At 39.6% G+C, this 13,369-nt stretch carries 12 protein-coding genes; 8 read left to right on the forward strand and 4 right to left on the reverse strand.

Annotated elements, in window-relative coordinates:
• Positions 1-302: 302 nt before the first annotated feature.
• Complete coding sequence (locus QNI15_RS29675) at positions 303-1,784, forward strand: hypothetical protein (RefSeq protein ID WP_314035288.1); 1,482 nt, start codon at positions 303-305, stop codon at positions 1,782-1,784.
• 95 nt (positions 1,785-1,879) lie between these two features.
• On the forward strand, positions 1,880-3,499 hold the full coding sequence (locus tag QNI15_RS29680; protein WP_314035289.1) for an OmpP1/FadL family transporter: 1,620 nt from the start codon (positions 1,880-1,882) through the stop codon (positions 3,497-3,499).
• 68 nt (positions 3,500-3,567) lie between these two features.
• Here the strand turns inward: QNI15_RS29680 and QNI15_RS29685 are convergent, their stop codons facing one another.
• Positions 3,568-4,095 (reverse strand): shikimate kinase, encoded by a 528-nt coding sequence (locus tag QNI15_RS29685; RefSeq protein ID WP_314035291.1) that lies wholly within the window; start codon positions 4,093-4,095, stop codon positions 3,568-3,570.
• Positions 4,096-4,268: 173 nt separating this feature from the next.
• On the opposite strand from QNI15_RS29685, the gene mnmD reads away from it, so the two are divergent.
• From mnmD to QNI15_RS29710, 5 genes are all read left to right on the forward strand, one after another.
• The gene (mnmD, locus tag QNI15_RS29690) at positions 4,269-4,958 is read left to right on the forward strand and encodes a tRNA (5-methylaminomethyl-2-thiouridine)(34)-methyltransferase MnmD (RefSeq protein ID WP_313975717.1); all 690 of its coding nucleotides are present in this window, start codon (positions 4,269-4,271) and stop codon (positions 4,956-4,958) included.
• Positions 4,959-5,083: 125 nt separating this feature from the next.
• Positions 5,084-5,962: a hypothetical protein gene (locus QNI15_RS29695; protein ID WP_313975719.1), complete on the forward strand. Its 879-nt coding sequence runs from the start codon at positions 5,084-5,086 to the stop codon at positions 5,960-5,962.
• 103 nt (positions 5,963-6,065) lie between these two features.
• Entirely contained in the window at positions 6,066-7,409 is a 1,344-nt protein-coding gene (locus tag QNI15_RS29700; protein ID WP_313975721.1) for a peptidylprolyl isomerase, read from the forward strand.
• 212 nt (positions 7,410-7,621) lie between these two features.
• Positions 7,622-8,584: an AAA family ATPase gene (locus QNI15_RS29705; RefSeq protein WP_313975723.1), complete on the forward strand. Its 963-nt coding sequence runs from the start codon at positions 7,622-7,624 to the stop codon at positions 8,582-8,584.
• A gap of 238 nt (positions 8,585-8,822) precedes the next feature.
• Entirely contained in the window at positions 8,823-9,053 is a 231-nt protein-coding gene (locus QNI15_RS29710; RefSeq protein ID WP_314035294.1) for a hypothetical protein, read from the forward strand.
• Positions 9,054-9,100: 47 nt separating this feature from the next.
• Here QNI15_RS29710 and trmD read toward each other — a convergent pair whose 3' ends face one another.
• Genes trmD through QNI15_RS29725 form a run of 3 tightly spaced genes read right to left on the reverse strand, consistent with a single transcriptional unit; the run spans position 9,101 to position 11,735 of the window.
• On the reverse strand, positions 9,101-9,778 hold the full coding sequence (gene trmD / locus QNI15_RS29715) for a tRNA (guanosine(37)-N1)-methyltransferase TrmD (RefSeq protein WP_313975727.1): 678 nt from the start codon (positions 9,776-9,778) through the stop codon (positions 9,101-9,103).
• 45 nt (positions 9,779-9,823) lie between these two features.
• Complete coding sequence (rimM, locus tag QNI15_RS29720; protein WP_314035296.1) at positions 9,824-10,381, reverse strand: ribosome maturation factor RimM; 558 nt, start codon at positions 10,379-10,381, stop codon at positions 9,824-9,826.
• Positions 10,368-11,735: a hypothetical protein gene (locus tag QNI15_RS29725; RefSeq protein WP_314035298.1), complete on the reverse strand. Its 1,368-nt coding sequence runs from the start codon at positions 11,733-11,735 to the stop codon at positions 10,368-10,370. Before QNI15_RS29725 ends, rimM begins: the two co-directional genes overlap by 14 nt.
• Before the next feature lie 152 nt (positions 11,736-11,887).
• Between QNI15_RS29725 and rlmN the strand changes: the two genes are divergently transcribed.
• Entirely contained in the window at positions 11,888-12,967 is a 1,080-nt protein-coding gene (gene rlmN, locus QNI15_RS29730; RefSeq protein ID WP_314035300.1) for a 23S rRNA (adenine(2503)-C(2))-methyltransferase RlmN, read from the forward strand.
• The last annotated feature ends 402 nt before the right edge of the window (positions 12,968-13,369 follow it).

Consider the following 13,369-nt stretch of genomic DNA (forward strand, 5'->3'; position numbering starts at 1 on the left):
CTACTTATATCTTGTTTCTGTATAGTCTTTCGTTATAATCGTATTTTTTATAAAAAATGTTAAAAATTGTTAATTATGGCACGATTTTTAGTACTTATATAAGGCAGAATGAGAATACGAAAGTGCGTATTTAATTACATTTTAATTTACTTTTATCCCGAAAAACTTATAAATTTCAAAACATAAACTTTTTTTACCGGATACTGTGTTTTATAAAATAGATAAGCAAACGGCAAAGATAGGTTTTTGTGAGAAATGCTTGAGATCTAAATGAATTAGTTTTACATCCAACAGATAATTTTATGAAGACGTACCCATTTAAATCAGTAGTTTTTGCGGCTATGATAGGCTTGGGGGGGGTCATGTCGTGTACACAATCACAATATGCACAGAAAGGCGATAGTGATGATCTGTATTATTCTTCTAAGGATAAACCTGTTACCCGATACGCCTCTTCAACTGAAGTTGCCCCCAATACATCCGGAAATTCAAAAAATCAAAAAAATCTTAATCCGGATTATCTGACGCAATATAGCCAGCAGTCACAACAATACAGTGGCAATAACCAAAGACAAGTTCAGGATACAACAGGAGATACCTATTACGATCCTAATTATCAGGATAGCGATCTGATCACAGCAGATAATGCTACATTAGGCCGTCGTCGTACTACCAGTTATGGATATAACAGTGTATATCCAAACTACAACAACTACTACGCTAACAACTATTATGGCAATTCCTGGTATGATCCTTACTATGGATCAAATTGGGGCTACCCTTATTATGGTTCAAGCTGGGGATATCCTTACTATGGTGGAGGTTGGGGTTATAGTCCCTGGGCATCATCCTGGTGGGGACCTGGTATAAGTGTAAGTATCGGCTGGGGCAGACCATACTGGGGCTGGGGCGGTGGTTACTATGCCCGTGGTTGGGGGTATGATCCTTACTGGTATGGGTATAACTCTTATTGGGGTAGTCCTTATGGATATTATGGTTACTATGGTGGATATTACAATAACTATTATAACTACTATGGTGGTTCACGTACCAATGTAGTATGGGGCCGTTCAAATGGCACTGGTTATACAGGAAGTCGCTCAGAAAATACTGTTTATAGAAATTATGGTTCCAGAGGAAGCAGAAGTAACACTGTTGTAAATGAGAACTTTGTAAATGGATCAGGAGGTAGAGGAGGTAGAATGGCGTCAACAGATAACGCGGTAAATAATTCAGGTTCTTCTCGTCCTGCAAGAAATAGCATGATTGCCAATCCAAGAGGTAGCTCTAATGATGGCTTCTCTTCTTCAGGCCGCTCTTCCATGTCTGATACTCGTGCAGTAAGACCTCGTGGTACGGATTATAGCAACAATAGTGGTAACGATTTCAATTATCGTCGCAGTGACTATAGCAGTGTAGGAGGCAGAAGCAGCAGTTATTCTAATAATGGTTATTCAAACTCTGGTAGTCAGCCTGTAACCCCATATAACTCACGTCCAAGCCGCAGTTCTAGCTCTAACAGTGGTAGCTGGAATACTCCTAGCAATAATTCCAATTCTGGAAGTAGCTGGGGTGGAGGTCGTAGCAATAGCAGCAACAATAGTGGTAGCTGGAGCACTCCTAGCAACAGTAATTCTGGAGGCAACTGGGGCGGTGGAGGTCGCAGTAGTGGAGGTAATAGTGGAGGCGGTAGCTGGGGTGGCGGCAGCCATAGTAGTGGTGGAAGTCACAGTAGTGGAGGAGGTAACAGCAATGGTTCACCAACACGTGTTCCTCGAAGATAATTTTTTAATTTAGAATTCCCCCTTATATTCCGGGGGAATTCTCCTCTCTGAGAATCCCTCTCATTTATTAAGCAACCTTTTTAGATTTTTTGACTATGAAAATCCGACATTTAATAGTGGGATTAGCTTGTTATTGCCTAACAGACAGTGTACTGGCCCAATCTATATCCCCGTATGTTTCAGATGCACTCCAATTTTCACAATCACAACCCTTCGGAACAACACGTTTTCAATCTATGGGTGGTGTCAATACAGCTTTAGGTGCAGATATTAGTTCTATTTCTGGAAATCCTGCAGGTCTGGGTTTCTATCGTAAGTCAGATTTCAGTATTACCCCATCTTTGAATTTTACAAATAACAAAAGTACATTCATTGGACGTCAACTAAGTGATGGTACTACCTTTTTTAATGTCCCTAACTTTGGTATTGTATTTTCTGGAGCAAAAAAAGATACAGACAATAGCTTGTGGAGAGGAGGTTCTTTTGGTATAAGTTATAATAGAAACGCTAACTTCAGAAATGTTGTTACATTTCAGGGAAACCCTAATAGTGCTAACTCCATAGCTGTTTACTTCAGAGGCCTTGCAGATGCGCTTGATCTTCCATCTTCTCGACTTGATGTTGCAGACGATCAGATCGGATTTAATGTAGGCTATAATCAGGCCATGGCTCAATTGGCTTATAAAGGATATTTAATTGAGGGATATGATAGTGACAATGATGGGAATCAAGATGTAGGTAACTATTATATTACAAATTTAAGCCGAAACGCTATTGTAGACCCTCAAACCAATGAACTGATAGAAGATCCATTTGAAGTTTCGCAAAGTGAAACATGGACCACAACAGGCGGACGTAGTCAATGGAGTTTTGCATGGGGAGGAAACTGGGCTGACAAACTCTATATGGGTGTTTCTTTAGGAATATCATCTATTCGTTATGAATCCACTAAAGGATATACGGAAGTTGTGAATGAATCTACCCTAAACTTTCTGGACCAGTTTACAGTTACTGATAATTTGAAAGTAAATGGTACTGGCTTTAATGCAACACTTGGTTTGAATTATCGTCCTGTTGACTGGGTACGGATTGGTTGGTCTTTCTCTACACCAACTTTATATCGTCTGAATGAAGTAAGTTTTACTTCTCTTTCCACACGTGTAAAAGATCCTAGTACTGTTGGAGGCAATAACCCTATTGGTTTTAGAACGGTTGACAATGAATTTGACTATAACCTAACAACTCCTCTTCGAACTTCAGTAGGTATAGCTTTCTTTTTCGAAAAATATGGTTTTATCTCAGGTGATGTGGAATATATGCCTTATAAGGGAGCAAGAATAGGAGGCAGTGATTGGTCTACAGATAATTCAGGTTTAAGTGAACGTGTCACAATCAATAACCAGATAAAACAAACCTATACAAATACATTTAATTACAGAGTAGGTGGAGAGTTCAGGTATCAGATATTTCGCATTCGTGCGGGATTTGCTTATCAAACTGATCCTTATCAACAACGTATAGATGATCTGAATCGTAGCTTACTATCTTATAGTGGTGGTGTTGGGATTAAACTTTCTAATTTTTATTCAGATCTTGGAGTTATGTATTCTCAATCCAAAGGAGGATATACACCCTATCAACTTCCAGGTGCACCTTCTGCAACTACACAATATAATACTACATCTGTTATGCTTACAATAGGGTCCAGTTTCTAAATCATATATTCGAACAAACAAAAAATCCCTCTGGCAATAGAGGGATTTTTTTGTTTGTTATCCAATTATTAAAACGAATCTGGAAACCTCTCTTTTAATTGTGAAGCAACAAAGGAAGGTTTTGTCTCATGTGGGAGAAACCGGAACTGTGACTTTTCATAATGTGGTACGCGATTTACCTGCATTGTATCAATGCTGTCCCTCAGTTCTTCCACCGATTTATTTGCAAACAAAGGCCGCTTTTGCGTAGCGTCTTCGCTACTCGTCAGACGTTTTACTAGTTCGTCAGTGGATACATCCAGAAAAATGGTAATACCATGTTCATTCATCCATGCCATATTATCAAAAAAGCAAGGCGTCCCTCCTCCCGTAGCAATCACAGATTTTTGTAATTGAAGTGTCCCCTTTAAGCATTCACTTTCTGCTTGTCTGAAATATGATTCACCTTTCTGCGCAAATATTTCAGTAACAGGCATCTTCTCTTGCTCAGCTAATACAATATCCAAATCTGTAAACGAGAAACCCAACGCTTTTGCCAATCGTTTACCCAACGTTGTTTTCCCGGAACCGGGCATACCAATTAAATAAATGTTCATACAAATGAAAAAAATAATAAATTTGCAAGCTTTGCTTAATAAATCCGGGAAGCTACCTGACTGTTTGCTTCAGGTAAAATAGCTTATAACATTTTACAAATATTGTTGTTATTCTACAGTAAAAACAATTCAGCTGTAAGCATTTTGTAAAAGTACTATCTATTTGATATAAAGTGGAAATTCGAGTTACACATGACGGGTCCCATACTCTCTACAGTCCGCTGTTGAATGAAAACTATCATTCCATTCACGGAGCTATGGATGAATCTATACACGTATTTATAGAAGCAGGCCTGAAACCCGTTTTACAAGATAAGAAGGGAATATATCTACTGGAAGTTGGCTTTGGCACAGGACTCAATGCATGGCTGAGTATCTGCAATATACAACGTTATTTCCCTGACCATCTGGTGAGTTATGTTGCCATAGAGCCTTATCCTGTTCCTGCTGAGATTATCAGTCAGTTAAACTATACACATGTTTCCAGCAGTTTTGCCTCAATGGATTCCTTGTATTCTCAGTTGCATGAAGTGCCTTGGGAAAAAGAATCCAAAATACTAAAAGATCAGTTTCATTTACGAAAGTTTCCGGTTACACTTACAGATTTTAAACCTTACTGGCTGTTTGATCTTATTTACTATGATGCCTTTGCCCCCAGCAAACAACCTGAAATGTGGGAAAAAGCACTTTTTCAAAAAATATATGATGTAACAGTTCCTGGTGGCATGTTAGTTACTTACTGCGCAAAGGGGCAATTCAAACGCGATCTGAAAGAAGTTGGCTGGGAAGTGGAGTCATTGCCTGGACCTATGGGAAAAAGGGAAATGACACGTGCCATAAAACCTATTACAGCACCGCTATAAAAACTTTTGTAACTTATTGTCCGTAAACCCCTCCCAATGGGGTTTTATTTTATCCAACAAATCATTTCCACAACACTATTTTTTGAATACTATTTCTGCAAGGGTCTTCGTTTGCTTTATATCCTATGAGAAACTTTTCCATTCTTTTTTTGCTTTCGGTTACTGGAACTCTGCTGATCTCAGCATGCAATACGGACAAAAAATCCAATCGTCAGTCTACGTCAGAAACTGTACTTGCCAAAACAGGTAACGACATTCTTTACCTGTCTGAGTTATCAGACATCCTTCCTGCCGGACTTTCACAGCCAGATAGTACTGCATTTGTAAAGCGCTATGCAGAAAGTTGGGTAAGGAAGCACCTCCTGCTAACTCAAGCTACTCGCGAAACAGAAGGAGATGCTGATGAGATTGATAAGAAAGTGGCTGATTACAGAGAATATCTGATACTTCAGGCTTTTGAGAAACAATATGTTGACCGTCATATAGATACCACTGTAAGTACTGCCGAAATACAGGACTATTATAAAAACAATCCAGAAAATTTTACCTTGCAGCAAAGTATTGTCAAAGCCTGGCTGGTAGTGGCTCCAAAAACTACCCCTGGCCTGGATCGTGCCAGAAACTGGATACGTTCCAATAAACCCAATGACCGCAAAGAACTACAGTCATTTGCCTATCGCTTTGCTAATTTCTATCATCTGGAAGATACCAGATGGACTATTTTTAATGATCTGATTCGTAATACGCCTTTTGCAGATGACAAGAACAATGTGGCTTTGTTAAAAAATAATCAATTTGCAGAAACTTCCGATCAACAAAATGTATATTTGTTGGCTATTAAAGAAGTAAGGCTTTCATCTCAACCTGCACCTCTTGCTTTTATCACTCCCCAAATCCACGAAATACTCATTAACCGCAGAAAGGTAAAGATGTTACATGAACTGGAAAACAAGATTTATGAGGAAGCAAAGAAGAAGAAGGAGTTCGAAATAAAAGTCCAATAGGTGTTAAAGATTGTTAAATCATATAAGAAAAGTAGAAATTCCTTTTCTTTTGTAGAATAGTCCATTTTCCGAAGATCCTATTTATATGTATATGTTTTCAAAAATGAAGTATTTATATTGTCTTGGTTGCTTGCTAGCAATTTTGTTTGCAGGCATCTGTAGTACAACTGCCAATGCTCAGGGTAAATCTGTTGACCGCATTGCAGCCAAGGTTGATAACTACATTGTATTACAATCAGAAATCGAAGGATATAAGGCAGAAGCCTCTGCTGCAGGAAAGAATCTGGAAGAATGTCAGATCCTTCAGCAGTTGTTACTGCAAAAGCTACTGGCAGCCAAAGCTGAAATTGACTCTGTGGAAGTAGAAGATAAAGATGTAGAGTCAACATTAGACCGAAGAATGGAATATATGATTCGGAATCAGTTTGGTTCGGCAGAAAAACTGATTGAAGCCTATGGAAAAACACCTGAAGCATTGAAGGCTGAATTAAGGCCTCAGATCAAGGAGCAGATGATGGTTCAGAAAATGCAGGAGAAAATCACAGAGAAAATCAAAGTAACTCCTAGTGAAGTAAAGCGTTTTTATAATAACATGCCTCATGATAGCATTCCCTATTTTTCTACTGAAGTAGAAGTAGCTCAGATTGTTAAACTGGCAGCCGTAAGCAAGGAAGAGAAAAATACAATTAAAACACGCCTGAATCAGATCCGTAAAAAAATTGTAGATGGCGGTGAAGATTTTGCATCTCTGGCCCGTACAAACTCGGTAGATGGTTCAGCAGCTGATGGAGGAGATCTGGGTTGGGCTAAACGAGGTATGATGGTACCTGAATTTGAAGGTGCGGCAATGAAGCTCAAAAAAGGCGAAGTATCCCAGGTAGTAGAAACAGAATTCGGGTTTCACCTGATTCAGTTGATTGACAGAAAAGGAGAAGAATATCGTGCACGCCATATTCTAGTACGTCCCAACTATTCAGATGCAGATATGAATGTGCCTGCACAATATCTGGATAGTCTTCGCACATTGATATTAGCTGACAGTATCAAGTTTGAATATGCAGCAAAACAATATTCAGATGACAAAGGAACAAAAGGGAACGGCGGCGTAATCTCTGATCCGAACAGTCGTAGTTCTAAAATCTTCATGGAAGCTCTGGATCCAGGTTTGTATTTTGCCATAGATACAATGCAGGTAGGTAACATTAGCAAGCCACTTCAGTATCGTACAGATGATGGAAAAAATGCACTGCGTATCATTTATTTCCGGAAAAAGATAGCTCCACACACAGCCACAATTGAAGATGACTGGGATAAGATAGCTGCTGCCGCACTAAATGAGAAGAAATCCAAAGCATTGAATGAGTGGTTTAAAAAATCAAAGGACGAAGTATTTATCAATGTTCATGAAGATTTGAAAGACTGTGATGTGCTAAAAGGAAAACAGTAAAGAAGAATATCTATTTTACACCATGGTGTAAAACAAAAAACTACAAAAGTTAAGAACACTTTTGTAGTTTTTTGTTTTTAAGAAAAATATCTATTTTAGACCGAAACAATTTTTACTACTTTGTGAACTTAATATACTATTCACATAGGTAATCATATTTCTGACATTCTTGTAAAACATAATAGATTCTATAATCAAACTTTTTAACTATCGTGCAATATACTTCTGATGTAGATGCGGCGCGTGCTTTGCAAGAAGCCTACAGCCGGTTAAAAACCGAAATTTCCAAAGTAGTTATTGGCCAGGATGAAGTAGTGAGATTATTGCTCACAGCCATTTTTTGTCAGGGACACTGTCTGCTGGTAGGAGTACCGGGACTGGCCAAAACGTTATTGATTCAAACTTTATCCTCTGCTCTGGACCTTAATTTTAATCGTATTCAATTTACTCCTGACCTAATGCCTTCTGATATCCTGGGTTCGGAAACACTGGATCAGGAACGGCACTTCAAATTTATTCAGGGACCTATCTTTGCTAATATCATTCTGGCAGATGAAATTAACCGGACTCCTCCTAAAACGCAATCAGCCTTACTGGAAGCCATGCAGGAATATGCGGTAACCATAGCAGGGAAGAAATATCCGCTGGAAAAACCTTTCTTTGTACTGGCAACCCAAAACCCGATTGAACAGGAAGGTACCTATCCCCTACCTGAAGCACAGTTGGACCGCTTTATGTTCAATGTAAAGCTGGATTATCCTAAATACCAGTCAGAAGTTGAGATTGTAAAAAATACTACTTCATCCAGCTCACAAACAATCTCTCATGTAATCAGTGGAGAGGAGATTAAATATTTCCAGACATTGGTACGTAAAGTACCTGTAACAGACAATGTAGTGGAATATGCCGTAAAACTGGTTCACAAAACTCGTCCTCAAACAGAACTGGCATCTAATGAAGCCAATCAGTACCTGGAATGGGGCGCAGGTCCGCGCGCTTCACAGTTTTTGGTGCTGGGAGCCAAATGTAATGCACTATTTATGGGCAAATATTCACCGGATATCGAAGACGTACAGGCAGTTGCTATTCCGATTCTTCGTCACCGTGTGGTACGTAACTTCAAAGCTGAAGCTGAAAACGTAACAGTAGATGATATCATCCGGAAACTGCTGTAGTTTTTAGTAGATACAACTTATATTTTGCACCAGGTAAATAAATTGCCTGGTGTTTTTTTATCTGTCTTAAGTTTAGACACTCAATTAACCGCGTAAAAAACACCACAAGACCAGTAATACTTTCCCCAGCGTATATAGGCTAAATTGCTACTTTCAGCTAATCTAATGCATTTTGACAACAGGCATATTATTGTCTCAGGATACTATAAAACCAACAGAGAGTAAGCTCTTTAGAAATATGATACATCCTGAAAATCAAAAAAAACAAGAACCTGCAGAAGCAGAAAGAGATGATCAGTTGAAACATAGTAGTCAGCAGATCACGAATCAGAAGCAGAAACCGGAGTCAGATCCTACTAGAAAAGAAGATGACCTGGAAAGTGGAGATAATGTGGCTCAACGCGAAACCGATGCCATGGACGAGACCACAGCCCAAGGGAAACGGTCTATTAGCGATGATGGTTTCTAACAAAAAAGACAGGCTCTCACCTGTCTTTTTTGTTAGCAGCTTTTCTTCTATTCATTCAGTAAATCAGGACGCCGGGCTCGGGTTCGTTGCAGCGCTTGTTCATAACGCCAGTCATTGATTTTGGCTTCATGCCCGGAAAGCAGTACCTCCGGAACAGTCCAGCCCTCAAAGTCTGCCGGACGTGTATAGATAGGAGGTGCCAACATATCATCCTGAAAAGAATCTGTCAGTGCAGATGTTTCATCTGAAAGCACACCCGGAAGCAACCGGATCACAGAATCGGAGATCACCGCTGCTGCCAACTCTCCTCCTGACAAAACATAATCTCCAATACTGATTTCCTGTGTTACAAAATGTTCCCGTACACGTTCGTCCACACCCTTGTAGTGTCCACACAAAATCAATAAGTTCTCTTTCAGTGACAACCGATTGGCGATTCTCTGATTCAAACGCTCTCCATCAGGAGTCACATAGATGATCTCGTCATAGGTTCGATCTTTTTGTAATGAACGGATACAGTTTGCGATAGGCTCAATCATTAACACCATCCCGGCACCCCCACCAAAAGCATAGTCATCTACCTGTTTGTGTTTATAGGTAGTGTAATCCCGCAGATCATGCACGTTTACAGAAACCAGTTCTTTATCCTGTGCCCTTTTCAGAATAGAGGCAGCAAAAAAGCTGTCGAGCAACTGAGGCAAACAGGTAATAATATCAATACGCATATATTCTTACTTAATAAGACCAGAAGTTAGTATTACACATTCTATTTATTCCTCTTCATCATCCGGCTTTTCGTCACCTTCATTCAAAAAGACTTCCAGTAATCCTTCTGGCAGAGAAACATAGACAATCTTCTGTTCATGATCTGCCTTTTTCACAATCTCATCATTTACAGGAATCAGAACCTCTTTTCCCTGATACTTCATAGCCAGCAAATCATGTCCTGGCATATCATAGATGGCATCTACTTGTCCTAGATCGCCCTTGGTTTCATCTACAATAGTATATCCCATTACCTGATGATAATAAAACTGATCGTCTTCCAAATCCGGCAGATTATCCAATGGCAGGAACAATTTATTACCAATCAGAGCTTTTGCGGCATCTATTGTATTCACATCTTCCAGTTTTACAATAGCTCTGTTTCCCTGCAGGTTATAGGACTCCATAAAATACGGCACCAGTTGTCCTTTTATCTGGATAAAAAACGAATCCATCTCTTCATACTCATCCGGATCATCTACATCCAGCATTATTACCAGTTCGCCTTTTAATCCATGGGTTTTGGCAACATATCCCAATTCAAAGCAATCACGTATTTGCATGCGTACTTCTTTTATTTTGACGTTTTATTTTTTCAATTTTACTAAACACAACATATACCAGCAGAGGTAAAAATCCTACTTTATAACGGCTCAAAGCTCCAAAGTTGGGTGAAGCAAAAGCCAGTATTACAGCCAGTGTTAGGCTATACCACCAGATACTTTGTACAATTAACTGGTAGAGAACCGATTCTGGTTCTTTATTTTCTTTTTTCCATGTCCAGAAAAAGATCAGGAAGTATCCTATATATCCAAGCAACAATACACTATTTTCCAGACTCACACTCAAAACCAGACTAGTATGCGCCTGCCACGGCATAGGAGCAAACAAACCAGACCACAAAGCTAACGGAAAATGCTGCAAAAAACTTGTAATAACAGGTTGCAAGCCTGAAAAAATAATAAAAGTGCCTGGACTGGAAGCTCGAACTGTGGCATCATGGTTTTGCACAATAGATTCCAGCAGGGATTGTCCAGTCAGAAAGGTATATCCTAAAGGCACCAGATTAAAGATACCCGTAAAACACAGAAAATAGACTGCCTTCATGATTCTAAAACCAGTTGTACGCAAAACAGAGCAAATACATAATGTACTGCCTAACGCCACCAAAGCCACCACTAATACACCCGCATAGTAAAACTTCATTTGCCACAACACATAGAATGAAATTCCAAACCAGAATACATCCTGTATTCTCAGCTTTTTTAGTAAATCTTCCCATTTTGGAATTCCAGTATCAGTTGTGTGCAGCCTCTGTAAGACAATTCCAATGATACGACAGATACAGGCCACAGCAATGGATTCTTTTAATACTCCACTACTCCAGAATACAACTGTTGGAAAAAAGAGGAAGGCAATACAGGCACTTAGCCGGGTATCAGGGAAATACCGAACCAATTGGTTAGCCAGCTTCCATAACCCGTAAAAACTTAGTAGAGAACAATACAGACTTGTAACCCAGTAATTATGAAAGGTGAATAGATTAATCAGACTCAGAACCTTTGCCATAAAGAAAGCTCTTGGCTGGTCTGCCAGATCCAGAATTATATAATGTTGTGCATGTGCCGTATTATTCAGCAATAATACACGTAGATAGTCAACTGGACTGCGGAATGCAAGTTTGTTTAGCCGAACTGATTCATCAAACAACAACCAGGTATCACCTTTATAGGGATAGTAATAGAGATAAAGAAGCCCTACTACACATCCTGCCAGTAACTTTATTCCTACAGCAGGCCAGAACCATTGTTTCAAAGGTACATCAACCAGCTGTTTAGACCACTGAGTGAGCAGATAAGCTACCAATGGCAGATGGATCAGGAAAGGAATAAGAGGTTTAATTATAGTAAATAACAAGGGAATGAATTAATGTACTGGGTTTATTGTTGCCTTACAAGGAGTTAAAATTAGTATCCTCTTCACGGAAGGACAAATTCTTTGTAAAAGATTCTGCGTATAGACACAGAAAAGAATTTACTTCCTGCAAATCTTGGTGTAATTTTGCAAGTATGGAAATAGAAACAGCAAAGCCTGTGGTACAGGTTGTGAAAAAAGATATTCGGAAACTGGCCTTGTCAGACATTAAAACCTTTCTGACTTCTCAGGGAGAGCAGGGATTTCGTGCCAAACAAATTTATGAATGGCTATGGAAGAAGTCTGCTACCCGTTTTGATCAGATGACTAACTTGTCTGTACCCTTGCGCAATTTGCTTGATGAGCATTTTGTAATCAATTCTATTTCTGTTGATAAAAAACAGGTTAGCAGTGATCAGACTATCAAATCAGCATTTCGCCTGTATGATAGTCATCTGGTTGAAGGGGTACTGATCCCAGCGGATGATCGTATGACAGCCTGTGTGTCCAGCCAGGTGGGTTGTTCACTGACCTGCAAGTTTTGCGCTACTGGCTATATGGATCGCAAACGAAATCTGGATGCAGCAGAAATTTATGATCAGGTAGTAGCCATACGTAATCAGGCAGAAGAACATTACCAGACACCTCTGACCAATATTGTGTATATGGGTATGGGTGAACCGCTGCTCAATTATGCCAATGTGATGGAATCTATTGAAAGAATCACATCGCCGGATGGATTAAATATGTCACCCAAGCGGATTACTGTCTCCACAGCTGGTATTGCCAAAATGATCAAGAAGCTGGGTGATGACGAAGTAAAGTTCCGTCTGGCATTATCACTACATGCAGCCAATGATGTTAAACGTGATCAGATTATGCCTATCAATGAAAGCAATACGTTGGAGGCACTGAAAGAAGCCTTAATGTACTTCTATAAAAAAACGGGCACCCGGGTGACTTATGAATACATTGTATTCCATAACTTCAATGACTCAATTCAGGATGCCAGAGAATTGTATGAGTTTACCAAACATACCCCTTGCAAGGTAAATATCATTGAATATAACCCTATTGCAGAAGCCAACTATGTGAATGCCGAAGGTGATAAGATTGCTCAGTTTGGTAAGTTTCTGGAAGATAAGGGTGTGGTGGTTAACATTCGTCGCAGTCGTGGCAAAGACATTGATGCGGCCTGTGGCCAATTGGCAGGCAAGGATAAGCAGGTAGCTTAGTCGGTAGTCAGGATTGCAATGTGTTTGTTGATTACTTTCGATTAGAATCTTTTCTTTCTACTTATATATAGTTTCTGACTACTTCTTCCAGTATAAGTTCATAGCCCAGAACATTGTTGTTCCTACCGCATGTTACTTTCTTTGCTTGCCCAAAGAAAGGGGCACCAAATGAGAATTTGGTGAGCCAGATTTGTGTGTTTGTAAAGAAAAGGCACTTTCTGCCGAACCTCCTGCCCACAAAGCCATGGGCTTTCCCTTATCGTGTCCCATATCTATTCTGGAAATGAAGGTTTTAAAAAGAAAGACGCTGGTTCGAACGTCCGTTCGGACCTATAGTGAAAGCAACGTCCGTTGCGTTGGGGCAAATTGATACTTGTTCAGGTTTGTGATAGTACCCAAACA

It is taken from the genome of Xanthocytophaga flava (assembly GCF_030068545.1).
In the GTDB taxonomy this organism is placed as follows: domain Bacteria; phylum Bacteroidota; class Bacteroidia; order Cytophagales; family 172606-1; genus Xanthocytophaga; species Xanthocytophaga flava.

Excerpts from the sequence above, each read along its gene's own strand:
- QNI15_RS29675 (WP_314035288.1), top strand. The coding sequence starts at position 303 with ATGAAGACGTACCCATTTAAATCAGTAGTTTTTGCGGCTATGATAGGC.
- QNI15_RS29680 (WP_314035289.1), top strand. The coding sequence starts at position 1,880 with ATGAAAATCCGACATTTAATAGTGGGATTAGCTTGTTATTGCCTAACA.
- QNI15_RS29685 (WP_314035291.1), bottom strand. The coding sequence starts at position 4,095 with ATGAACATTTATTTAATTGGTATGCCCGGTTCCGGGAAAACAACGTTG.
- QNI15_RS29695 (WP_313975719.1), top strand. The coding sequence starts at position 5,084 with ATGAGAAACTTTTCCATTCTTTTTTTGCTTTCGGTTACTGGAACTCTG.
- QNI15_RS29700 (WP_313975721.1), top strand. The coding sequence starts at position 6,066 with ATGAAGTATTTATATTGTCTTGGTTGCTTGCTAGCAATTTTGTTTGCA.
- QNI15_RS29710 (WP_314035294.1), top strand. The coding sequence starts at position 8,823 with ATGATACATCCTGAAAATCAAAAAAAACAAGAACCTGCAGAAGCAGAA.
- trmD (WP_313975727.1), bottom strand. The coding sequence starts at position 9,778 with ATGCGTATTGATATTATTACCTGTTTGCCTCAGTTGCTCGACAGCTTT.
- rimM (WP_314035296.1), bottom strand. The coding sequence starts at position 10,381 with ATGCAAATACGTGATTGCTTTGAATTGGGATATGTTGCCAAAACCCAT.
- rlmN (WP_314035300.1), top strand. The coding sequence starts at position 11,888 with ATGGAAATAGAAACAGCAAAGCCTGTGGTACAGGTTGTGAAAAAAGAT.